Source organism: Pyramidobacter porci, assembly GCF_009695745.1.
Classification (GTDB): Bacteria; Synergistota; Synergistia; order Synergistales; family Dethiosulfovibrionaceae; genus Pyramidobacter; species Pyramidobacter porci.
Map to the genome: position 1 here is coordinate 223,670 of NZ_VUNH01000002.1, position 21,817 is coordinate 245,486.

Consider the following 21,817-nt stretch of genomic DNA (forward strand, 5'->3'; position numbering starts at 1 on the left):
TGCGGACATCCGGCGGGGCCGGATAAAGAAAGACGTTTTTCGCCGCCGCGCGGCGGAAGCGCGTTTGTGAAAGGAGCATGGCGATGAAGAACATTTCTGCGCGAAAAGTTATGAGTGTTGTGACGGCGGCGGGATTGGCCGCCTGTGTGTGCGGCGCGGCCCGGGCCGAAGTCAAAAAGATCGAGGCGACCTATTTCACGCTGGATTACGAGACGGACGCGGGCTGGACCTTCGACGAGAAAAAAGACCTCAAGGACAGCCAGAAGGCTTCGACGCTGCGGATCCGCATCCTCAGCGCGGCCGATCCCAAGAGGAGCGACGCGCTGGTGGACATCAAGGCGAATATCGAAAATCAGTCGAACTTCCGCCGTTATCTCGAACAACTTGGCTTCGACCCGTACGAATACGCGGAAAAGCGTTCCTACACGCTCGTCCCGGTGGGCGGCGTGGACTGCCTCGTCAAAGAAGATTCGTCCAAGATCGACTATCTCGCCCGCGTCGAGGGCGCCGGCGAGACCATCCAGATTTCGGCCGATTCCAAGGAAAAGCTGGAAGACGTCAAAACGCTGCTGAAGGGACTTCAGTTCAAAGTCGCCGACGCCGGCAAAAAGGACGGCCCCTGGTACTGGAACGGCACGCCCTACGCCAGCGCCGAGCACTCCGCGGAAGTCGGCCCCGTGACGCTGAACAGCAAACACGTCCCCATCGACCCCATCATCGTCCAGTCCGTGATCGGCGGCAACCGCATCTGGTCCGACGGTGCCAGGGCGTATATCCTCAGCAACGCCTGCAAGCTCGCCGAGTATAACCTCGACGGCGGCAAACTGGTCAAGAAGGCCGACATCGAGCTTGACGCCCAATCCAACTACCAAACCATGACCGTCACCGACGACGGCGCGGTCTGGCTGGGCGGAGTCGGCTCCGGCTCCTGCCGCATCAAGGACGGCGCCGTCGAGAAAATCAAAGGCCCGCGCGAACTGGTCATGCACCCCTCGGGGACCTGGGGACTCGAGCGCTACGGCCGCAAGGGCGCGGACATGAAGAAGTACGAGATCGCCGCGGACGGTACCGTCGCGACCGTCGACTTCCCTCTGGCCGAGGTCGACTATATGGTCAACGCCTATCTGCGCATCGACGCCAACCACATCTATGTCAGCGGCCGCGAAGCCGGCTCCAAGGAGACGGTGCTTTTCGTCTACGACCACGGCGGCAAGCTGGAAAAGATCCTCAAGGAGCCGGCCAAAAACTCCATGGGCGGCGTCTACTTCGCGGGCGAAACCGCCAACGGCTTCGTCGCCCTGCCGCTGCAGAGCGTCGTCATTCTGTGGGACAAGGAAGGCAATCCGATCGGCCGTCTTAACGACGTCAAAAAACTCTACGACAGCCCCACCACCGGCGTGGCCGGCAACGAGGACGGCATCCTGCTGCCCGGCGGCGGCCTGCTGACGCTGACCCGCCGCGAGCGCGCCGACAAGTCCACCTACGAACTCGTCGTGTTCCGCGTCGACGGATTCTAGAGCGCGTTTATCGTTGAAGAAACGGCCTCCGGCTCCTTTTCGGGAGCGCCGGCAGGCCGTTTTTCGAAAAAAGGAGGGAAAATTATGGCCCTGTTCAGCAAGGAACCCTGCGCGTTCTGCGGCAAAGAAGTCGGCATGATGAGCCGCAGCAAGATGAGCAGCAAGGATTACGTCTGCGACGACTGCCGCAAGAAAGGCAACCCCTTCGCGCGCGTCGACCATCTGACCAAGGATCAGGTCGCCGAGATGTTCGCGCGCGCGGAGCGCGACGAGAAGCTTCTCGACGGCGTGGAACTGAGCGACGAATATCTGGACGCCGGCATGGGGAAAGTCATCCATTTCCGCAGCCAGAAGGACGGCGGCGACATCTTCACGGTTTCCACGCCGGAAACGCAGCGCTACGAGCATCGTCCCGTGTTCTACTTCAGCAGCATCCGCAAGTGGAACCCCGGCGAAGCCTTCGTCGAGCGCAGCGTCGGCGCCGCGCCGCGCGAAGCTGTGCGCGACTACAGCGTTCTGATCACGCTCAAGGAGAAACTGTCCGCCGACAAGAAAAACGACGGCTGGGAGCTCCGCATCCCTTACTTCGACGCCGCCGTTCCCGAGATTCTCATCAAAATTCCCAAAGAAGCCGAGGCCGACAAAGTGCAGCGGTTTTACAGGAACATCTGCGGCATGTGCGAATACCGCGTGTCGCGCGGTATCCGCGCCGCCCGCGACAAAGAGGAACTGCAGGTGAAAAACGCCTGCAAGACCGCCAACGAAGCGCTGAAAGCGGCGCTCAAGGGCGGCGACGTCAAGGAAGTTCTCGCCGAAGGCCTTCAGAAGTCGATCGACATCGACCAGGGCAAGATCAAGAAAAAGGGCTTCTTCGCCAGGCTCTTTGGCCGGTGAGAGCTCGATCGCCGAAATGAGCCCCACCCCGCGGGACGCAAAGGCGCAGGGAAACTTCGAAACGGAATATACAAAAAAAGAGACGCCTCGATCGATTTCGAGGCGTCCTCTTTATTATTGATGAAAGTGGGCGAACCTGTTCGCGGGAAGAGACATTTTCATACCTTTTCCCAAGGGGACGCCGCATGGTCTCCAATCTCCGTGGGAGCTCCGCCGCGCGGCAGCGGGGGCAGCCGCCGAACCTTTGAAAAAAGCCCCGTGCAATGATAAAATCACACCAGTTCCCAGTCGGAAATACCAAATTCTCTCCGGCCTTGCCGCGGAAGGCCGTACGGCTGATAATGCGAGGCGGCGGTTGGGGAGGACCTTGACAGGACGACCGTCCCGGCTTGTCAGAACAGGCCGGGACGTTTGATATGCGAGAAGACTGAAAAAATGAAAAGTGGGGAACGCAAGTGGAACAGGTAAAACGATTTTTGCGCCGCAAGGATATCGATATTTCGGTCAGGCGATATTGCATCGACGCGCTGGGCGCGATGGCGCAGGGACTGTTTTGTTCGCTGCTGATCGGCACCATCGTTAACACGCTGGGCATCCAGTTTCGGATTTCATGCCTGACGGAGCCCATCATCGCCATCAGAGGAACGGTCTATACCGTGGGGGGGCTTGCTTCGATCATGAGCGGTCCGGCTATGGCCACGGCCATCGGCTATGCCCTGCATTGCCCGCCGCTCGTACTTTTTTCGCTCGTTTCGGTCGGCTTTTCCGCCAACGCGCTTGGCGGCGCCGGCGGGCCGCTGGCCGTCCTGTTTGTGGCGATCGTCGCGGCCGAGCTTGGAAAAGCTGTTTCCAGGGAAACCAAAGTTGACATTCTGGTCACGCCTCTCGTGACGATCGGAGCCGGCGCCGCTTTGTCCGCGTGGTGGGCTCCGGCGCTGGGCGAAGCCGCGATGAAAATCGGCAATGTCGTCATGGTCGCGACGACGCTTCAGCCGTTTTGGATGGGAATTGTCGTTTCCGTCGTCGTCGGCCTGGCGCTGACGCTGCCGATCTCATCGGCGGCGATCTGTGCGGCGTTGGGGCTGACGGGGCTTGCCGGCGGCGCGGCTGTCGCCGGCTGCTGCGCGCAGATGGTGGGCTTCGCCGTCATGTCCTTTCCGGAAAACCGATGGAGCGGCCTGATCTCTCAGGGGCTTGGCACTTCAATGCTGCAAATGGGCAACATCGTGAAAAATCCCCGCATATGGATTGCGCCTGTGCTGACCTCGGCGATCACCGGGCCGCTGGCGACGTGTCTTTTCCAGCTGGAAATGAACGGCGCGCCGGTATCCTCCGGCATGGGTACCTGCGGACTGGTCGGGCCGATTGGCGTTTATTCAGGCTGGGTCAAAGAGATTTCCGGCGGTGCGCGCGTTTCGATCACGGCGGCAGACTGGATCGGGCTTCTGCTGATCGCGTTCGTCCTGCCTGCGGTCATCTGTCCGCTCCTGAATCTGGTTCTGCGGAGGATCGGCTGGGTGAAGCCGGGCGATCTGAAGCTGAACTGATCAAAGAACGTCGCGGCGGTTCCTGGTGCCGGCAGTGCCTGGTTTTTTATGAGGGCAGTTGATGAGGGCAGCCGGAAACGCCGACCCCTTGAAACAGACGCAGGCGGCGCTCCTCCTTGGAGGAACGCCGCCTGTTATTTCATGACGCGGCGAACAGCTGCGGCACGCGGCGGTAGATTTCTTCGAGCGGGCGGCGCGACGGCATCCCGCGCAAAAAGCGGAAGGAATGGTCGCTGCCGTCGATCTCGTAATATTTTTTGTCCGCCACGGCCAGTGCGTCGAAGATCCGGCGGCAGGAATCGCTCGGGAACGTGGCGTCCTCGCCGCCGCGGAAAACGCGCGCCCAGCGGACGTTCACGTTCCGCGCAGCCTGCAGGAGGCGGTCGTTTCGTTCGAGGCTGCTCAGGATCGGCAGCTTGAAAATTTCTTTGTTCTCGGGAAAGACCGCGTCGCCGCTGCCGCAGAGGATCAGCCCTTCGATGTTGGGGGCGATTTCGCCCGTCATGGTGCCGCCGGCGATGAGCAGCGCGCTCAAGCCTCCCAGCGAAAAGCCCCAGAGCGTCAAGGGCAGGCCGGGATACAAGGCGCGCGTGGCTTCGTAGGCGTTGTAGAAATCTTCGAGCTCTTCGGCGTAAGTTTTGCCGTCGAACGCGTCGTAGATCCAGCGCAGCGGAACGTTGGCGTAGTCGTGGCGGTTGCGCACTTTGCGGCTGCTTTCGGCGAGGACGGGCACGATGCGGTTTTCCGCCAAAGCGGCGCCGATGCGGGCGTATTTATTTCCCGGCTCCGAACTGGCGTTGCTGTGGACGCCGTGGAAGAGCAGCACGACTTTGCGCGGGCGGTCGATGACGCCCGTGGTCAGAATTACCGTCCTGTCGCCGAAGGTGCCGTCGATGTAATTCTTTCTCCAGCGCATGACATCGCCTCCTTGGACAGGATCAATAAAGAACGAAGACAAAAAGGCCGCTCAGCTGTTGTGTTCCTCCTGCTGCGGTTCGGGAAGGGACAGCCACGTTCCCCAGTCGAAACGGACAATGCCGCTGATCAGATAAATGGAGATCAGGATCAGCAGGCCGCGCTGACGCGCAACGATGAGCACGATCGCCGCGAAGGCCGCCAGGCCGTAAAGCTTGGTCTTGTTCATGAAGCCTTTTTTGATGGCCTTGAGATTTCCGTACGGCACCGACGAGATCATCAGGAAGCCGTCGACGGCGGCGAGAATGCCCATCATCCAGGCGGGAACTTTGCCGATCAGCCCGGCCAGCACGATGGAAACGAGGAACAGGCCGCCGGCGGGGATGGGCAGGCCCTGAAAAGGGCCGGGCCGGTGCACGACGTTGAAGCGGGCCAGCCGCAGGGCGCCGCACAGCGCGAAGAACGCCGCGATCAGCGCGCCAATCACGCCGGGCAGGGCTTGCAGGGAGGTGGAGTAGACGAGGAGAGCCGGCGCAACGCCGAACGAGACCACGTCGCCGAGGCTGTCGAACTCAACGCCGAAGTCGCTGCTGACGCCCATGGCGCGGGCGACTTTGCCGTCCATGAAGTCGAAGAACACAGCGCAGGGAATCAGCCACGCCGCGGGCAGATAATGGCCGCGGACGGTGAGGATCAGCGACAGCATGCCGCAGAGCAGGTTGCCGCTGGTGATCATGTTGGGGATATTGTTGCGGATGGGGATTCCTCTGAACCTCTTACGATAATGCAGACGCAGTTTGATCTTTTTCATTGTTGGCCTCCTTTTGAGGATTGGCGCAAAGGTTACCGCTCTCTGACGGCGACGACCGTCTGCCCGGCCGTGACTTTCTGGCCGACTTTCGCCGTGCATTTCAGCGAAAGGGGAAGATAAACGTCGACTTTGCTGCCGAACTTGATCATGCCGAAGCGCTGCGCCCGTTCGAGCCGGTCGCCTTTTTTCAGGCGGCAGACGATGCGGCGCGCGACCAGTCCGGCGATCTGGGTCAGCAGCACGGGGCCGTCTTCGGACGAGTACCCCACGTACATGCGTTCGTTCTCCAGCGACGCCTTGTCGGCGTTGGCGAACCATTTTTTGCCCGGGACGTATTCAAGGTATTCGATCGTTCCGGCCGAGGGCATGCGGTTCACGTGCACGCTGAAAACGTTCATAAAGATGCCGATCTTGAGCGCCTTGCCCGTGTAGGGGTGTTCGGTCTCGCAGATCTCGATCACTTCGCCGTCGGCGGGGCTGACCAGTCCCGCGCCTTCCGGGGTGCGCTCGGGGTCGCGGAAGAACCAGAACGCCAGCGCCGCCAGCGGCAGCATGACGATCAGCGTCCAGCGGCTCAGCCACGCCAGCAGCAAGGTGACTGCGGCGACGGCGCTCATGAAGAAATAGCCGTCGGGGGCGAATTTCATGCCTTAGTCCTCCTTTTCGGGCTCGCGGCCGGGACCGGCGGGAGCGCCGGCGTCCGGCGCGTCGAGGACGGCGCCGGGAACGTCTTCGAATTCCAGACCGCCGTTGTCGTCGTCATCGTCGCCGAAAGGCAGCGTCGGCTCGACGGGGCGCTGAGGGGCCGGCGCGGGGTCTGCGGCGCGGAACCCTCCGCTTTGGACGAGGTCTTCCTTGTGGATCAGCGAGACGTTGGCGACTTCGTCGCCGTTTTCGGGGCGGATCAGGATGGAACCTGCGGCGTCGCGTCCCAGCTGCGGGATCGAGTCGACGGCGAGGCGGATGATGTTGCCGCCGGCCGTCATCAGCGCCACTTCGTCGCCGGGAAAGACCGTGTTGGCCACGGCCAGCCGGCCGGTGCGGTCGCCGATGCGCATGGCGCGCTGGCCGCCGGTGGCGCGATGGTGCACCGAGAACTCGTCGTAGGACGTGATCTTGCCGATGCCGTGCTGGCTGACCAACAGGATGCGGCTGTTGCCGGCAATCACTTCGCAGGAGATGATCTCGTCGTCTTTGCCGAGTTTCATGGCTTTGACGCCGCGGGCGGAACGGCCCATGGTGCGGATCTCGTCCTCGCTGATGCGCAGGCCGCGCCCCATGCTGCTGACGAGGAACAGGTCGTCGAGGCCGTTGGTGCAGCGGATGCGCGCGATGTCGTCGCCGTCGTCGAGCGTCATGATCTGACGCCCGGCGCGCGTGAGGTTCTGCAGCTCGCTCTTGTCCATGCGCTTGGCGATGCCGCGGCGCGTGATCAGCACGACGGTGCTGCAATTCTCGGGGAACCGTCCGAGGATCTCCACGACCGTTTCGCCTTCGCTCAGCGAGATGAACTGTTCGACCTTGCGTCCTTTGCCGGATTTCGTCTCGGGGACCATGTGCCCCTTGATGGCGAAGACGCGGCCGCGGCTGGTGAACAGCAGCACGTCGTTGTGCGTGGTGGTGACCACCATGCCGGCGACCTGGTCCTCCTCGTGCAGGTTGGCGCCGCGGCGCCCCTTGCCGCCGCGGTTCTGCACGTTGTAGTCCTTGAGCAGCGAGCGGCGCAGATAGCCGTCTTTGCTCAGCGTGATGACGATGTTCTCCTCGGGCATCAGGTCCTCGTAGGAGTCGGACGTGCTCTCGACGTGGAGCTGGATCTCGGTGCGGCGCTTGTCGCCGAACTTGTGGCGCAGCTCCGTGAGCTCGTCGCGGATGACGCCGTCGAGCACTTTGGCGTCGGCGAGGATTTCCTTGTAACGGGCGATGTCTGCCAGCAGCTGCGCCATCTCCGCCATCAGCTTGTCGCGCTCCAGTCCGGTAAGGCGCTGCAGACGCATGTCGAGGATGGCCTGGGCCTGCTTTTCCGAGAACTGGAGCTGTTCAATCAGGCCGCGGCTGGCTTCTTCAGTGGTCTGGGCGCCGCGGATGATGCGGATCACTTCATCGATCATGTCCAGCGCGCGGCACAGGCCCTCGATAATGTGTTCGCGCTCCTGGGCTTTGGCGAGGCGGAAGGCGGTGCGGCGGCGCACGACGCCGCGGCGGTAGTCGAGGAACACTTCGAGCATGCTTTTCAGTCCGAGCTCGACGGGGCGCTGATCGACGAGCGTCAGATTGATGACGCCGAAGGTACTCTGCATCAGCGTGCGATTGTATAGCTGACGCTGCACGAGTTCGGGATCGCCGTCGCGGTTCAGATCGAGGACGATGCGCAGTCCCTGGCGGTCCGACTCGTCGCGCAGATCCGCGACGCCGTCGATGGAATGTTCCTGCACGCACTTGGCGATGCCCTCGATCAGCGTGGTCTTGTTGACCATGTAGGGGATTTCCGTGATGACGACGCTGGTCCGGCGTTTCCCTTCTTCGACGACGCAGCGTCCGCGGACGGTGATCTTGCCGCGGCCGGTGCGGTAGGCGTCCACGATACCTTCGCGCCCCATGATGATGCCGCCGGTGGGGAAGTCGGGGCCGGGCAGATAATTCATCAGCTCGCCCAGTTCCGCCTCCGGGCGATCGATCAGACAGCAGAGCGCGTCGACCACTTCACCAAGGTTGTGGGGCGGCATGTTGGTGGCCATGCCGACGGCGATGCCGGTGCTGCCGTTGACGAGCAGATTGGGTACCAGACTGGGCAGCGTCAAGGGTTCCTTCAGCGATTCGTCGAAGTTCGGTCCCCAGTCGACGGTGTCTTCGTCGATGTCCTGCAGCATCAGCTCGCCGAGTTCGGCGAAACGGGCCTCGGTGTAACGCATGGCAGCCGCGCCGTCGCCGTCGACGGAGCCGAAGTTTCCCTGCCCGTCCACAAGCGGATAGCGGAGGTTCCACGGCTGCGCCAGGCGTACCATCGTGTCGTAGATCGAGGCGTCGCCGTGCGGGTGGTACTTGCCCATGACTTCGCCGACGACGCGCGCCGACTTTTTGTACGCCTGATTGTGGCGGATGCCCAGCCCCAGCATGCCGTACAGCACGCGGCGCTGCACGGGCTTGAGCCCGTCGCGGGCGTCGGGCAGCGCGCGGCCGACGATGACGCTCATCGCGTAGTCGAGATAGCTCCTTTTTATTTCCGGGACGAGCGGATTCGGTATGACCCGTCCCATCTCCTGTTCTTCCATGCCTGAACCTCCATTGACAGAAGCCGGGTACGCTTCTTTATTTCAAATCGCTCTCATGCTTTTAACCCAACCATTTTATCATCTTTGGCGGGGTTCTGCCCAATGATTTTAGATGGTTATATTTTGACGGAACCATTTTCTTCGCCCGCGGTGATATAATGCACGTACGTGTTTTTGAGGGAGGTTTTCTTTTGAACCTGTGGCAGACAATTCCCCTGTACGGATCGGTCGTAAACGTGCTGGCGGTCGTGGCCGGCAGTTTGGCGGGCTACGCGCTGCGCCGTCATGTCAATGAGGAGATCATGAGACTGCCGATGCAGTGCCTTGGCGTGTTTACCGTTTCCATCGGCATGGGCATGGCGCTGAAGACGCAGAACCTGCTGATCGTGGTCTTCAGCCTCTGTGCCGGTTCGATCGTCGGCGGCCTGTTGGACATCGACGGCCGCATTGAACTCGCTGCCGGCAGAATACAAAAGCGTTTCAAGAGTTTGGATTCGAATTTTTCGCAGGGCGTCATGGCGGCCACGCTGATTTTTTGCGTCGGATCGATGGCCGTGCTCGGCTCTTTCGAAGAAGGACTGGGCGGCTATCCGGCGCTGCTGCTGACCAAGTCGATGATGGACGGCTTGATGTCGGTGGCGCTGGCGGCGTCGCTGGGGCTCAGCGTCGCTTTTTCGGCCGTGCCCGTGTTCGTCTATCAGGGCACGCTGACGTTGGCCGCGCGCTTCATCCAGCCGCTCATGACCGAAGCGGCGGCACGCGAGATGACGGCGGCCGGCGGCGTCATGCTCATCGGCGTCGGCCTGTCGATCCTCGGCCTGGTCAAGATGAAGCTGATGAACGCTCTGCCGGCCCTCGTCGTCGCCGTGGCGCTGGCGCGGATCTTTCTGAGGTAGCGGCAACCTTTTTCCGGGCAAGGAAAAAGTCCATTTCCGCAGTCTGTTTGACGGCTGTGTTACAATGAGCGTGTAATTTGACGGGTTATATATTGAATGAAAATTCGGAGGCGTTTTTCAGTGAACGAAGTTTATAGACCTTTGGACGTGTCTCAATACGGCAAGTACAGGGAATTTTGGTTGCGATGCGACGAATATTCGTCGGACATGAGTTTTGTGATCCTCTGGGCGTGGCAGGATTTCTTCGGCTACGAGGCGAGTTGGGAGCCCGAACTGATCTGGCTGCGCCAGACCAAGCCCGATCTGAAATGGCTGGCTCCCGTGGGCGACTGGCGCCGCGCCGACTGGGCCGAACAGCTGCGGGCGCACGTGGGCGACGAGGCCGATTTCATCGACGTGCCCAGATCGCTCGTCAGGATATGGCAGGAACAGCTGGGCGCGAAGATCGCGGCCGTGGACGACCGCGACAGCTACGAGTACCTCTACAACGTCGAAGAACTGGCGACGCTGGCCGGCAACAAGCACATGAAGCGCCGCAACCGCGTCAACAAGTTCCGCCGCGAGTTCAACGCCCAGTACAAGACGCTGACGCCGGAGATGACCGAGGAAATCAAAAATCTGCAAAGATCCTGGACTCACGACGAGAACGAGTTCATGACCAAGATGCTGACCGCCGAGGGCGAAGGCATCCTGCGCGTGCTCGATCATTGGCCGGAGATGGGGCTGATCGGCGGCGCCGTCGAGCTGGACGGCCGGCTGATCGCCTACACGCTGGCCGAACCGGTCACGCCCGAGCTGATCATGATCCATTACGAAAAAGGCCTGCCCGACTACCACGAAGTCTATCAGGTCATCAACAAGGATTTCCTGTTCCACGACGCCCGCAGCTACAAGATCGCCAACCGCGAGGAAGACATGGGCGATCCCGGCCTGCGCCACGCCAAGCTGGCCTATCTGCCCTGCGGCTACGTGGAGAAATGCAACGTCCACTGGAACGCCAACGCCTGAGCGATAAAAAACCGTCCCGAAGATCTCACGCAAGCTGAGACTTTCGGGACGGTTTTTTGGTGATTGGTGAGAAAACACAGGAGTTGGGGCGGAAGATTTATCGCACGTTTTTGAGCTCTGTCTCGACGGCGCGGAAGAAGGCGTCGAGGTCGGCGTCGACGCGCAGGGTGATGCGCGACGGCGGCAGATAGTCGGCGGACACTTCGCCGCGGTTGACGACCACGATTTTGCCGCGGCAGAGCCGGGGCAGGAACGCCGCCGGCACGACGTTGAGCGACGAGCCGAGCACGAAGAGCAGCTCGGCGCGCGAGCAGAGCCGCTCGCATTCCGTCAGGTATTTGACGCTCTCGCCGAAGAAGACGATGTCGGGCTTGATCACGCCGCCGCAATGGCAGATCGGCACGTCGGCCGTCTCGAGCATTGTGTTGACGGCGTCGTAGCCGTAATATCCGCCGCATGTGGTGCAGTGGGCGCGGCGGATCGTGCCGTGGATCTGGTAGATCGTTTTCGACCCGGCGGCCTCGTGCAGGCCGTCGAAATTCTGCGTGACGATGCCGCTCAATCGGCCCTCGGCTTCGAGACGGGCGAGGAATTTGTGCGTAAAAGTCGGCTCGATGCGGGCCAGCATGCGCTCGCATTCGCGGTGAAAACGATAGTAATACGACGGATCGCGTTCGAAGTAATTGATGTCGAAGAGTTTGTCGGCTTCCACGTCGGCCCGCCGGTAAATTCCCTGCGGCCCGCGGAAGTCGGGGATCCCCGCCGCGGTCGACAGCCCCGCGCCGCTGACAACGGCCGTGTCGCGGGAGTCGAGGATCATTTCGGCGCAGCGGCGCGCCTGTTCCTGCAACGTCATGACGATCACCCTTTCGAAATGTTTTCGGCCGCGGCGGAAGCGCGGTTTTTCCGCGCCCTTTCCGCCTTCGGCAGCCGCGCTGAGGGAAGCCTTTTTCCCTCCGGCAGCGAAATCTTTCCGGCGATCAGCGCCAGCTTTTCTTCCCGCGTCAGGCGCTTGACGCGACATTCGGCGCTCATGGCCGCGCTTTTGTCCGGCCATTGCCAGAGGGCGATCATGCGCACGGGGCGGCGCGGGCGCGTGTACGCGCCGCCCCGGCCGGCGTTGTGAGCGGCCAGGCGCTTATGGGGATCGACGGTGGAGCCGCTGTACAGCGTGCCGTCGGCGCAGCGGAGGATGTAATTGTAATAATCCGGCATTTTCTCACTGCGCGGCGACGCGGGCGCGTCCCTTGTCCACGTCCACGCCCGCGAGGATCGCCATGCCGGCGATGAAGTTCAGCGCGATCACGCCCACGGCCAGACGCAGCGAACCCGTCGCTTGGGCGACGAAGCCGCACAGCGCCGGGCCGACGATGCCGGCGAATTTGCTGGAGACGTTGTAGAGGCCGAAGAAATGACCGCTGCGTCCGGCGGGCAGCATCGAGGCGTAGATCGAGCGGCTGATGGCCTGCGATCCGCCCTGCACCATGCCGACGGCGACGGCCATCAGCCAGAAATGCCAGTTCTGCGTGATGAACATGGCACCGACGGCGACGATCGCGTACCAGGAGAGCGCGATCATGACGGCGCGCTTGCTGCCGGATTTTTCCGCCAGACGGGCGAAAACGAGCGCGAAGGGCACGCCGACGAACTGCGTCGCCAGCATGGCGCCGACGAGATGATTCTGCGAGATACCCAGGCCGGCGCCGAACACGGCGGCCATGCGGACGATGGTGCCGATGCCGTCGTTGTAGAGCCAGAACGACACCATGAAGCGCAGCGCCTCGGGGTACTGCTTCAGCTCCGTCCAGCTGTGCGCCAGCGCGCGCAGCGTTTGTCCCAACCCCGAGGGCGCGTTGCCGGCGGCCGGCGGCTCGGGCACCCAGGCCGCGAGCACGGCCGCGGCGGCGGACCACCAGAGCGCGACCGAGAGGAACGACATCTTCACGCCCGGCTCGCCGAAGCGGGCGATCAGGAGCATGTCGAGGGCCAGCAGCACGCCGCCGCCGAGATAGCCGACGCCGTAGCCGAGCGTGGAAACGCGGTCCATCGCGCCCGGCGGCGCGACGAACGTGAGCAGCGCGTCGTAACACACCGACGCCACCGAGAGGCCGACCGTGCCCAGCACCATGCAGGAGAGCGTGTACAGCCACGTCCCCCGCCCCGAGAGGCACAGCGCGGCCGAGGCGGCGATGCCGAGCGCGGCGAAAGCCAGCAGGAATTTTTTCTTCAGCGGCCGGCCGTCGACATACGTGCCCACGACGGGCGTGAGCAGGGCCGAAAGGAGCAGCGCGATCGAAGAAGCGTAGCCCCATGACGACAGCGCCCACTTGCCGCCCGCGGCGACGACGTTCTGATAATAGACGGGCAGCACCACGGCCATGACGACGGTGGCGAAGGCGCAGTGTCCGGTGTCGTAAAGGCACCAGGCGAAGACGGAACGGTTTGCGAACATACGATTTTCACCTCAAAAATTTGCGGCGAAGGGACGGCTCCGGAAATTTGCGTTCCGGCGCGGAAATTTCTTCGCGCTGTCAATTCCCGTGGAACTGCTTTATAATAAACCATAGCGCCGCGCAGTTCAAACGATAAAAAGCCGGCGCGGAAAAGTTTTTCGCGAAAATTTCCCGCGGTTTTCGTAAAGGAGCGATCATCGGAAATGTCTTATCAGCGTCCCGACTGGGAAAGTTACTTCATGACCCTCGCGCTGGTCGCCGCGACGAGAAGCACCTGCCTGCGCCGTCAGGTCGGCGCCGTGATCGTCAGGGACGGGCAGATCATCAGCACGGGCTACAACGGCGCGCCCAAAGGCACGCCGCACTGTTTCGAGACGGGGTGCCTGCGCACCAAACTGGGCATCCCCTCGGGAGAACGGCACGAGATCTGCCGCGGCTCGCACGCCGAGCTGAACGCCATCGCCCAGGCGGCGTCGGTCGGCGTTTCCACGGCCGGCGCTTCGCTGTACTGCACCCATTCGCCCTGTTCCTTCTGCACCAAGGCGGTCATCAACGCCGGCATCCGCCGCGTCGTCTATCTTTATTCCTATCCCGACGAACTGGCGGAGAATCTGCGCCGCGAAGCGGGACTCGCCGCCGAACACTTTCCGCCCGAACGCCTCGGCTGCATCGCGGACTGCCTCGACCGGGCGCGTCTCAGCCTCGGCGACCGAAACGCTGCAAAGGAGGGCTGCTCATGCTGCTGAAATTCTGCGGCGCCGCCAAAGAAGTGACCGGCTCCAACTATCTGCTCGAAGCCGGCGGACATCGTTTCCTCGTGGACTGCGGCATGCATCAGGGCGAACGGGAAGAGGCCAACGTCGATCCGTTCCCCTACGCCGCCGGCTCGATCGACGCGGTGCTGCTGACGCACGCGCACATCGACCACTCCGGCCGCATTCCCAAGCTGGTCAAGGAAGGCTTTCGCGGCAAAATTTACGCGACGCTGCCGACCATCGAACTGACCGAGATCCTCTGGGACGACTCGGTGCGCCTCATGCGCGAGGACGCCGAATGGCAGAGCGCCAAAAACGCCCGCCGCGGCCTGCCGCCGGCGGAGCCCATCTACGGCCAGGAAGAGGCCGACGCCGCCAAAAAACTGTTCACGCCCGTCAATTACGACTCGCGCCTCGAGATCCTCCCCGGCGTGTCGGCCCGCTTCCGCGACGCCGGGCACATCCTCGGCAGCGCCATTTTGGAAATCCTCATCGAGGAAGAAGGGCGCATCGTGCGCATCGTCTTCTCCGGCGACCTCGGCCCCATGCAGACCGTCATGGGACGCGCGCCCGCGGAGATCACCGACGCGGATTACGTCGTCATCGAGTCCACTTACGGCAATCGCGAGCACAAAGACAATCAGCAGACTCGCGACGAATTCCAGACGCTGATGAAGGACATCTTCGCCAAAAAGAAAGGCAAGGTGTTCATCCCCACCTTCGTCGTCGACCGAGCCCAGCGCATCATGTACGAGTTGGAACTGCTGCGCGGCCAGGGGGTGGGCGCCGGAATGCCGGTGTTCTTCGACTCGCCGATGGGCGTCAAAGTGAGCAAACTTTACGAGAGCCATCTCGACCTGCTGTCGCAGGAGATCCAGACCTACCGCCGCGACGGCGGCAATCCCTTCTCCAGCGAGGACATCCAGTACGTTTCCACGCGCGAGGAATCGCAGGCCGTCAATAACCGCGACTTCGGCGTGGTCATGGCCGGCAGCGGCATGTGCAACGGCGGGCGCATCGTCCACCACCTCAAAAACGGCATCTGGAACCCCGACAACCACGTCGTCTTCGTCGGGTATCAGGCGCACGGCACGCTGGGGCGCCGCATCGTCGACCGCGCCAAGACCGTGCGCATCGCCGGCGAAGCCGTCAACGTCAACGCGCAGATCCACACCATCGGCGGCTTCTCGGCCCACGCCGACCGCACCGACCTGCTCGGCTGGGCCGAGCGCTTCCGTCCCACCATGCCGAAGTTCTTCGTCACCCACGGCGAAGCCGAAGCTGCCGAGAGCCTGGCCGAGGCGCTGAAAACGCGCGGCTTCGAGGCCCTGGTGCCCGAACTCGAACAGGAAGTGGCGCTCGTGCCTCGCGAAGCCGGGCAGAAGCTCAGCGAAGCGATCGCCGACGCCAAAGCCGCGCCGCTTCCCGAGAAGATCGCCGAGACCGAGACGCCCGCCGACCCCGGCGGCGCGGCCGTTACCGGAGAAAAAGGCGTGCCTGCCGCAAAAAGCGAAGCGGCGGCTTCGAGCTCCGCCGTGGAAAAGCCGCTGACGAAAGAGCAGAAGAAAACAGCCGAGAAAAAGGCGCGCCGCGCCAACCGCCGCGCCGTGAAAGCCCTCGAAGACATCGGCGACCAGATGCGCGAGATCTACGAAAAGGCCGGCAGCGGCGAACTTGCGGCCGAATCGCAGCCCCTGCTCGACGCCGTCGCCGTGCTGCTCGACTCGGTCATCGCCCAGTCGGGCAGGAACGCGGCGAAGAATTAGAAAATTGCATTGTCGTCTGCTATAATCTGAACGAAATTTCAAACAGGGCGCGGCGAGTCTTCGCCTGAAAAATCTCTGGTGTGAGAAAGGAACGGATACGATGGAAAAGTCGCGGAAGTATTTGTTCGGCGGTTTGGCGGCGCTGACGGCCGCCTTCGTGCTGTTGCTCGTGGTCGGACGCACCCAGAACGTCAAGGTCAAGGCGGAGTCGCAGGACGCCGTCGTGCTCTACACGAACGACGTTCACTGCGGCATCGACGGCTACTCGAAGCTGGCGGCCTATCGCCGGCAGATGATCGAGGCCGGTTACGAGACGGCCGTCGTCGACGCCGGCGATTTCATCCAGGGCGAGATGACCGGCTCTCTGACCAAGGGGGCCGACATCGTTGCGCTGATGAACGCCGTCCCCTACGATCTGGCGGTGCCGGGCAATCATGAGTTCGACTACGGAACGGCGAACTTTCTCGCGCTCGTGCAGAAGTCGGCCACGTTCCCCGTGCTGAGCGCCAACTTCGAGGACCTGCGCACGCACAAGCCGGTGCTGCCGCCCTACAAGATCCTGACGCTGGGCGGTCGTCAGGTTGCTTTTGTCGGCGTCTGCACGCCCTCGACCTACACCTCGTCGACGCCCAAATACTTTGAAGACGAAAAAGGCCGGCAGATCTACGGCTTCGGCGAAAAGGACTTCGTCGCCAAAGTTCAGGCGGCCGTGGATCGCGCGCGCCAAGAGGGCGCCGAGATCGTCGTCCTGCTGGCGCACCTCGGCATCAACGGCATCAACGAAGGCTGGCGCTCCATCGACGTGATCGCCCGGACCCGCGGCATCGACGCCGTAATCGACGGCCATTCCCACGAGGCTTTCGCCGGCGAAATCTACAAGAATGCCGACGGCAAGGACGTGCATTACAGCCAGACCGGCAGCAAGTTCATGTTCTTCGGCGCCATGACGCTGGCCAAAGACGGCTCCATCCGCACCGAGCTGATCCACCCCGGCGACGTCGACGAGAAAAAGAGCGAGGCTTCGCAGAAAGCGTACGCCGACGTGCAGCCCCTGATCGACCGATGCCACGAAAAGGTCGCTTATCTGAACGAAAAGCTCGGCGTCGCCGAAGTGCCGCTGGCGATCGACGACCCTCGCACCGGCAGGCGCCGCGTGCGTATGGGCGAGTGCAACATGGGAGATTTCGTGGCCGACGCCTACCGCGCCGTGCTTGGCGCCCAAATCGCCGTCGTCAACGGCGGCGGTGTGCGCGCTTCCGTCGGCGGCCCCGACGTGACCCGTCTTGACCTGATGAACGTCAACCCCTGGAACAATCCCACCTGCGTCGTCGAGCTGCCGGGACAGACGCTGCTCGACCTGCTCGAGTTCAGCTGCCGCCACCTGCCCGATGAGGAAAACGGCGGATTCTTGCAGGTTTCCGGTATAAGTTTCGAGGTCGATCCGTCCTTGAAGAGCCCCGTCAAAATTGACGGCAAGGGCGTCTTCGCGGGCGTCGACGAGACGATGCCGCGCCGCGTGCGCAACGCGCGCGTGGACGGCGAACTGCTGCGCCCCGAGGCCGCTTACGCCGTAGCCAGCTCGAAATACGTGCTGCTCGAAGGCGGCGACGGCAACGGCGCGCTTGCGGGCGCCAAAGTTCTGAAGGCCGACGGCTTGCCTAGCGACGCCGAGTGCCTGATCAAATACTTCACGGAAAATCTGCGCGGCACAGTGAAGATGGAGAAGTACGGCAATCCGCTCGGCAGCGGCCGGATCACGATCGCCGAATAACCGACGCGGTGTGCCGGGGCACTGCTCGCTGAAACGGACCGGTAGGAACGAAATAAAAGAGCGCGAACGGTCGCAGCGTGCCGGCCGCCACGGGGCCGTTCGCCTGCCGCGCAAGATCGTGCTGAGCAAAGAACGGGCGCGCCTGGCTGCCTTTGGGAACGATCAGTGACAGGAGTTCGCCCGTCTCGAACGCGACCATCCCGTTGCCGTCTTTGAAGGTCTCGTCTTTATCCGAGAACAATAGATCCACGACACCGGCAATAAAGAAAGAACCGTTTCCCCTGCATATCACGGGGGAAACGGTTCTTTCGCGTGCGGTCATGAATTACCTTTTCAGGGCCTTGCTCCAGTCGGCTTCTTTGAATCCGGGCAGCACCGCTTCAGGCGTAACCAGCAGAGGACGCTTGACGAGCATTCCGTCTGTGGCCAGAAGCTCATACGCTTCCTGGTCGGACATGCCGGGCAGGCGCTCCTTGACGTTCAGCGAACGATAGAGCATTCCGCTTGTGTTGAAAAAGCGCCGCACGGGCAGACCGCTTTTTTCGTGCCACGCGCGCAGTTCGGCGGCCGTGGGGCGATCGTCCGCGATGAAGCGCTTTTCGTAGGGGACGCCGTTGTTTTTCAGCCACTGTTCGGCCTTTTTGCATGTGCTGCATCTGTCGTAACACAGAAAAAGATTCATGCTTTTCACGCTCCGTTCCATGATTGCGCCGGCAGCTCGGCAATGCGGCCGGCTTTGTCCTGAATCTATGCCGCACGGAAATATTATGACGGCTCATTGTAAAATGAAGTCGAACATCAAAGAGAGCAAGAAGCAAAACAAGCCCCCTGGATAAGCGCCGGCCGACATCACCGCGGAGGATGTCGCTGTGAGACAGGCACATTCTACCACAGAAGGACGCCGAAAGGGAAAACATCTGACTTACGCTGACCGGGTTCCAATCCGCGGCGTCTCAAAGACGGAAGGTCGTTCAGAGGGTGAGAGCTCAACTGCTTCCCCGACGCGGCGCGCAATGAGATCAAACGAGGCTCTGTCACGTTGTACAAGGGAGGTACAAAACTGAAGCTGCCCAGAAGAGCTGCGAGGAACGCCGTCAACGCTGCGGGCGTCGTTGTGACTTCATGGAGAAATCCGAATTCACTGCTTCTGTCGAACGGCGTCGCTTTCTTTACGCTCTCTGATGTTTAACTTCATTTTACATGAGTCTCCTCTTTTTATTTTCATTCGGCATGTGTTATTATTGACAAACAAGATCTTTGTCTTTTTGCGCGGATTCGCAAGATGACAATATCGATCATCCGAACGAGTGACGGTGCTGAGATGACGAGAATTTTCCGTGCGGTGTTGCGAACGACCCTGTCGCTCTTTTGTCTGATGCCGGTCCTGTGGAGCGGAAAACCCGCTGCCGGGGGTGAAGCGGTGCCCGACATGGTGATCGGCACGGGCGAAGGGCGGACAATACGCGTGCTCTGTATGGAGACGCAGCCTCCGTATCTTCAGATCGACTCTCGCGGCACAATGCGCGGCGTGTACGTTGATCTGCTCGAGCTGATCGCTCAGAAGGAGAAGATGCGCTTTCTCCTTTCGCCGCGCGGTGCGGGCGACGTGAGAAATTCCATGTACCAGATCCAGCCGGAGATCGTGCTCGGTTCGCTCTATCCGGTCGATCCCGAGCAGGAGCGATTCGGTTATCTTCCCGTGCGCAATCTCGATCCGATCGATCCCGGCATGGCCGAGAACGTGGCGCGGATCCTCGAGAATTTCCCCGAAAACGAGCGGGATTCGCTGTGTTTCGCCCTGCCGTTTCTGTGGGAGTCGTCGACCGTGTTTCTGCCGAGCGGACGGACCGACGGGCTGAACGAGCTGCGCGGAAAAAGGATCTGCGTCGTTGCCGGCGCGCCGGAAGAAAAATTTTTGACGAACCTGGGCTTCAAAAAAGAGATCATGCACTGCCCGTCCGCGGCCGACGGGCTGCGCATCCTGGCGTCGGGCATGTGCGACGCCTTTGTCTGCGAGACGTTTCAGGGGCGCTATCAGCTGGAGCAGACGCGGCGCTACCGCTATGCCGTCGACGCGCGCAAACTGCCGTTGCAATCCTACGAGCGCGGTCTGGTGGTGCTGCACGGCGACGCGGCGATGGCGCTGAAGATCGGTCACGCGCTGGCGGAGATGAAGCTCGACGGGCGCTACAACGCCGTGATGAACAAATGGCTGGGGCAATACGACGAATTCCTGCTCAGTCCGCAGATCCTCGTGCAGGCGGGCTGCGTCGTGCTGCTGTTCATCGGCGCGATCCTCTTCTGGAATCACGAACTGAAGCGGAAGATCCGCATCGCCGCCAGCGAGCGCGACCGGATCCTCGATTTCGTCTGCGACGGGATCCTCGCCGTCGATCCTTCGGGGCGGATCACCATGCTGAACCGCATCGCCAAACTGCTGCTGGACCTGAAAGACAGCGACGTCGGCAAGATCGCCGACGAAATGATCCCCGGGCTCGACATCCGCAGGGTGATCGACGACTGCCAGCCCGTGTACAATCTCGAGCAGAACCTGCGCGAGGCGCTGGTGTCGTGCAATAAGGTGCCGGTGTTCATCAACGGCCGCTGCTACGGCGCCATCGTCACGCTGCGCGATCTTTCCGAGCTGCAGGCGATGGCGGAGGAAATGACGGGCGTGAAGATGTACGTGGAGTCGCTGCGCATCCACAATCACGAGTTCATGAACACGCTCCAGGCCATTTCCGGGCTGATCCAGCTGGGGCAGTATGACAAAGCGGTGGCCTACATCGCCGCGGAGACCGATTCGAGCCAGTCGGCGCATTCGTTCATGACGGAGCGGATCAAGAACGCCGCCGTCTGCGGCGTGCTGATGGGCAAAGCCGGACTGTGCCGCGAGCAAGGCATCAATTTTGTTCTCGAAGCCGACAGCTCCTGCGCCGACCACAGCGCCGAGATCAGCGAGCGCTCGCTGGTGATCGTCGTCGGCAATCTGATGCAGAACGCGGTGGAGGCGCTTCAGGAAAAGGGCGTCGACGAGCGCGCCGAGATCCGTTTTTCCATGTACGACGAATCGGGCTACATCTTCCTGAGCGTGCGCGACAACGCCGGGCTGATGAACGCCCGCATCGCGGAACGGCTTTTCGACAAAGGGTTCAGCACCAAGAAAAAAGGCCGTCCCTCGGGCTTTGGACTTTACACGATCAGCAATATCGTAACGTCGCTTGGCGGCGACATTTCAGTGGATTTTGCGGAGGGGGAGTACACGGATTTCACCGTGACGATCCCGCTTCCGAAGAAACAGGAGGGGCTCGCTTATGCCGGAAGCTATTGATGTGCTCATTGTCGAAGACGATCCGATGGTGGCGGCGATCCATCGCCAGTTTATCGGCGCCGTCCCGGGGTTTATCGTCGCGGGCGTGGTGTCCAGCGGCAAGGACGCGCTGGAGTTTCTGCAGCAGCATCCCGTCCGCCTCGTGATCCTGGACGTTTTTCTGCCGGGCATGGACGGCGTGGCCACACTGCAGAAGATCCGCGAGATGAACCGCACCGTCGGCGTCATCGTCGTGTCGGCGTCGCGCGATACCAACACGATCAACGCCGTGCTCAAGGCGGGGGCTTTCGATTACGTGATCAAGCCTTTCGTCTTCGAGCGCATCCAAACGTCGCTGCGTTCGTTTCAGCAGCTGGAAAACCGTCTCAACCGCGGCGCCGATCAGATCGACCAGAAGGAGCTGGACCGCTTGCTGCAAGTTCAGCAGAAGGAGACGGCCGCCAACGATCTGCCCAAGGGTCTGAACCCGCAGACGCTGCAGCAGGTGAAGAACCTTCTCGGGCACGCCGCCTCGCCGCTGTCTTCGGTCGAAACGGCGCAGGCCCTCAAGATCTCGCGCATCACGGCGAGGCGCTATCTCGAGTATCTCGTCGCCGCCGGCGAGGCGACGCTGGAACTGGAATATCAGAAAGTCGGCCGCCCCACGAACCGTTACGCGCTGAGGAAATAAGGACCAAGGCGCTTCATCGGGGCGAAAAGGATCGTCGCCGCGCCGGTTTCGCATGTTCCACGTGGAACACTTTGCCCCGAAGCCCGACGAATGCCGGAACGGCGTGATATAGAAAAAAGAAATTGCGCGTTTTCGATCGAAAGAGCGGGGGGCGGGGCGCCGGATAAAATCCGGCGCCCCGCCCCCCGCTCTTTGAGTGTACGTTTGCGTT

General features: G+C 61.9%; 19 protein-coding genes. 10 read left to right on the forward strand and 9 right to left on the reverse strand.

What is annotated here, in order from left to right:
- The first annotated feature begins 83 nt into the window (after window positions 1–83).
- The 3 genes from FYJ74_RS02855 (at window position 84) to FYJ74_RS02865 (ending at window position 3,958) form a co-directional block, all read left to right on the forward strand.
- The gene (locus tag FYJ74_RS02855; RefSeq protein ID WP_154528097.1) at window positions 84–1,517 is read left to right on the forward strand and encodes a hypothetical protein; all 1,434 of its coding nucleotides are present in this window, start codon (window positions 84–86) and stop codon (window positions 1,515–1,517) included.
- 84 nt (window positions 1,518–1,601) lie between these two features.
- Window positions 1,602–2,411: a DUF4428 domain-containing protein gene (locus FYJ74_RS02860; protein ID WP_154528098.1), complete on the forward strand. Its 810-nt coding sequence runs from the start codon at window positions 1,602–1,604 to the stop codon at window positions 2,409–2,411.
- Window positions 2,412–2,866: 455 nt separating this feature from the next.
- On the forward strand, window positions 2,867–3,958 hold the full coding sequence (locus tag FYJ74_RS02865; protein WP_326830854.1) for a PTS transporter subunit IIC: 1,092 nt from the start codon (window positions 2,867–2,869) through the stop codon (window positions 3,956–3,958).
- 139 nt (window positions 3,959–4,097) lie between these two features.
- On the opposite strand, the gene FYJ74_RS02870 is transcribed toward FYJ74_RS02865, so the two are convergent.
- From FYJ74_RS02870 to gyrA, 4 genes are read right to left on the reverse strand one after another with little or no spacing between them, the layout of a single operon-like run.
- Window positions 4,098–4,874, reverse strand: coding sequence for an alpha/beta hydrolase (locus FYJ74_RS02870; RefSeq protein WP_154528099.1), 777 nt, complete (start codon window positions 4,872–4,874; stop codon window positions 4,098–4,100).
- 51 nt (window positions 4,875–4,925) lie between these two features.
- A complete protein-coding gene (gene pssA, locus FYJ74_RS02875; protein ID WP_154528100.1) occupies window positions 4,926–5,684 on the reverse strand; it encodes a CDP-diacylglycerol--serine O-phosphatidyltransferase in 759 nt (252 codons plus the stop codon).
- A 32-nt stretch (window positions 5,685–5,716) separates the two neighbouring features.
- Window positions 5,717–6,331, reverse strand: a complete 615-nt coding sequence (locus FYJ74_RS02880) for a phosphatidylserine decarboxylase (protein ID WP_154528101.1) — start codon at window positions 6,329–6,331, stop codon at window positions 5,717–5,719.
- Between the two features lie 3 nt (window positions 6,332–6,334).
- Entirely contained in the window at window positions 6,335–8,956 is a 2,622-nt protein-coding gene (gyrA, locus tag FYJ74_RS02885; RefSeq protein ID WP_154528102.1) for a DNA gyrase subunit A, read from the reverse strand.
- A gap of 191 nt (window positions 8,957–9,147) precedes the next feature.
- Here gyrA and FYJ74_RS02890 point away from each other — a divergent pair, with 191 nt between their 5' ends.
- Together FYJ74_RS02890 and FYJ74_RS02895 are read left to right on the forward strand one after the other, a co-directional pair.
- On the forward strand, window positions 9,148–9,852 hold the full coding sequence (locus tag FYJ74_RS02890; RefSeq protein ID WP_154528103.1) for a DUF554 domain-containing protein: 705 nt from the start codon (window positions 9,148–9,150) through the stop codon (window positions 9,850–9,852).
- Between the two features lie 120 nt (window positions 9,853–9,972).
- Window positions 9,973–10,860 carry a DUF2156 domain-containing protein gene (locus FYJ74_RS02895; protein WP_195838776.1) on the forward strand — a complete coding sequence of 296 codons (888 nt, stop codon included), beginning with the start codon at window positions 9,973–9,975 and terminating at the stop codon, window positions 10,858–10,860.
- A gap of 97 nt (window positions 10,861–10,957) precedes the next feature.
- On the opposite strand, the gene FYJ74_RS02900 is transcribed toward FYJ74_RS02895, so the two are convergent.
- From FYJ74_RS02900 to FYJ74_RS02910, 3 genes are read right to left on the reverse strand one after another with little or no spacing between them, the layout of a single operon-like run.
- On the reverse strand, window positions 10,958–11,716 hold the full coding sequence (locus FYJ74_RS02900; RefSeq protein ID WP_154528105.1) for an SIR2 family NAD-dependent protein deacylase: 759 nt from the start codon (window positions 11,714–11,716) through the stop codon (window positions 10,958–10,960).
- 5 nt (window positions 11,717–11,721) lie between these two features.
- Window positions 11,722–12,075 (reverse strand): GIY-YIG nuclease family protein, encoded by a 354-nt coding sequence (locus FYJ74_RS02905; RefSeq protein ID WP_154528106.1) that lies wholly within the window; start codon window positions 12,073–12,075, stop codon window positions 11,722–11,724.
- A gap of 4 nt (window positions 12,076–12,079) precedes the next feature.
- Window positions 12,080–13,312 (reverse strand): MFS transporter, encoded by a 1,233-nt coding sequence (locus FYJ74_RS02910; RefSeq protein WP_154528107.1) that lies wholly within the window; start codon window positions 13,310–13,312, stop codon window positions 12,080–12,082.
- A gap of 204 nt (window positions 13,313–13,516) precedes the next feature.
- Here FYJ74_RS02910 and FYJ74_RS02915 point away from each other — a divergent pair, with 204 nt between their 5' ends.
- The 3 genes from FYJ74_RS02915 to FYJ74_RS02925 all read left to right on the forward strand — a co-directional run bounded on the left by FYJ74_RS02915 (window position 13,517) and on the right by FYJ74_RS02925 (window position 17,605).
- Entirely contained in the window at window positions 13,517–14,059 is a 543-nt protein-coding gene (locus FYJ74_RS02915) for a deoxycytidylate deaminase (RefSeq protein WP_154528108.1), read from the forward strand.
- Window positions 14,050–15,834, forward strand: a complete 1,785-nt coding sequence (locus tag FYJ74_RS02920) for an MBL fold metallo-hydrolase RNA specificity domain-containing protein (RefSeq protein WP_154528109.1) — start codon at window positions 14,050–14,052, stop codon at window positions 15,832–15,834. Before FYJ74_RS02915 ends, FYJ74_RS02920 begins: the two co-directional genes overlap by 10 nt.
- Before the next feature lie 100 nt (window positions 15,835–15,934).
- Window positions 15,935–17,605: a bifunctional metallophosphatase/5'-nucleotidase gene (locus tag FYJ74_RS02925; RefSeq protein WP_154528110.1), complete on the forward strand. Its 1,671-nt coding sequence runs from the start codon at window positions 15,935–15,937 to the stop codon at window positions 17,603–17,605.
- On the opposite strand, the gene FYJ74_RS02930 is transcribed toward FYJ74_RS02925, so the two are convergent.
- Complete coding sequence (locus FYJ74_RS02930; protein ID WP_154528111.1) at window positions 17,589–17,927, reverse strand: hypothetical protein; 339 nt, start codon at window positions 17,925–17,927, stop codon at window positions 17,589–17,591. The genes FYJ74_RS02925 and FYJ74_RS02930 overlap by 17 nt on opposite strands.
- 3 nt (window positions 17,928–17,930) lie before the next feature.
- Entirely contained in the window at window positions 17,931–18,287 is a 357-nt protein-coding gene (locus FYJ74_RS02935; RefSeq protein WP_154528112.1) for an arsenate reductase family protein, read from the reverse strand.
- Window positions 18,288–18,947: 660 nt separating this feature from the next.
- Here FYJ74_RS02935 and FYJ74_RS02940 point away from each other — a divergent pair.
- Complete coding sequence (locus FYJ74_RS02940; protein WP_195838777.1) at window positions 18,948–20,936, forward strand: ATP-binding protein; 1,989 nt, start codon at window positions 18,948–18,950, stop codon at window positions 20,934–20,936.
- A complete protein-coding gene (locus tag FYJ74_RS02945) occupies window positions 20,920–21,606 on the forward strand; it encodes a response regulator (protein ID WP_154528114.1) in 687 nt (228 codons plus the stop codon). The genes FYJ74_RS02940 and FYJ74_RS02945 overlap by 17 nt, the downstream gene beginning before the upstream one ends.
- The last annotated feature ends 211 nt before the right edge of the window (window positions 21,607–21,817 follow it).

What these genes read in the sequence shown, in the direction of transcription:
- FYJ74_RS02880 (WP_154528101.1), bottom strand. Translation starts at nt 6,331, where the DNA reads ATGAAATTCGCCCCCGACGGCTATTTCTTCATGAGCGCCGTCGCCGCA.
- FYJ74_RS02905 (WP_154528106.1), bottom strand. Translation starts at nt 12,075, where the DNA reads ATGCCGGATTATTACAATTACATCCTCCGCTGCGCCGACGGCACGCTG.
- FYJ74_RS02920 (WP_154528109.1), top strand. Translation starts at nt 14,050, where the DNA reads ATGCTGCTGAAATTCTGCGGCGCCGCCAAAGAAGTGACCGGCTCCAAC.
- FYJ74_RS02900 (WP_154528105.1), bottom strand. Translation starts at nt 11,716, where the DNA reads ATGACGTTGCAGGAACAGGCGCGCCGCTGCGCCGAAATGATCCTCGAC.
- FYJ74_RS02855 (WP_154528097.1), top strand. Translation starts at nt 84, where the DNA reads ATGAAGAACATTTCTGCGCGAAAAGTTATGAGTGTTGTGACGGCGGCG.
- FYJ74_RS02860 (WP_154528098.1), top strand. Translation starts at nt 1,602, where the DNA reads ATGGCCCTGTTCAGCAAGGAACCCTGCGCGTTCTGCGGCAAAGAAGTC.
- gyrA (WP_154528102.1), bottom strand. Translation starts at nt 8,956, where the DNA reads ATGGAAGAACAGGAGATGGGACGGGTCATACCGAATCCGCTCGTCCCG.
- FYJ74_RS02910 (WP_154528107.1), bottom strand. Translation starts at nt 13,312, where the DNA reads ATGTTCGCAAACCGTTCCGTCTTCGCCTGGTGCCTTTACGACACCGGA.
- FYJ74_RS02915 (WP_154528108.1), top strand. Translation starts at nt 13,517, where the DNA reads ATGTCTTATCAGCGTCCCGACTGGGAAAGTTACTTCATGACCCTCGCG.
- FYJ74_RS02930 (WP_154528111.1), bottom strand. Translation starts at nt 17,927, where the DNA reads ATGACCGCACGCGAAAGAACCGTTTCCCCCGTGATATGCAGGGGAAAC.
- FYJ74_RS02870 (WP_154528099.1), bottom strand. Translation starts at nt 4,874, where the DNA reads ATGCGCTGGAGAAAGAATTACATCGACGGCACCTTCGGCGACAGGACG.
- FYJ74_RS02925 (WP_154528110.1), top strand. Translation starts at nt 15,935, where the DNA reads ATGGAAAAGTCGCGGAAGTATTTGTTCGGCGGTTTGGCGGCGCTGACG.
- pssA (WP_154528100.1), bottom strand. Translation starts at nt 5,684, where the DNA reads ATGAAAAAGATCAAACTGCGTCTGCATTATCGTAAGAGGTTCAGAGGA.
- FYJ74_RS02935 (WP_154528112.1), bottom strand. Translation starts at nt 18,287, where the DNA reads ATGAATCTTTTTCTGTGTTACGACAGATGCAGCACATGCAAAAAGGCC.
- FYJ74_RS02945 (WP_154528114.1), top strand. Translation starts at nt 20,920, where the DNA reads ATGCCGGAAGCTATTGATGTGCTCATTGTCGAAGACGATCCGATGGTG.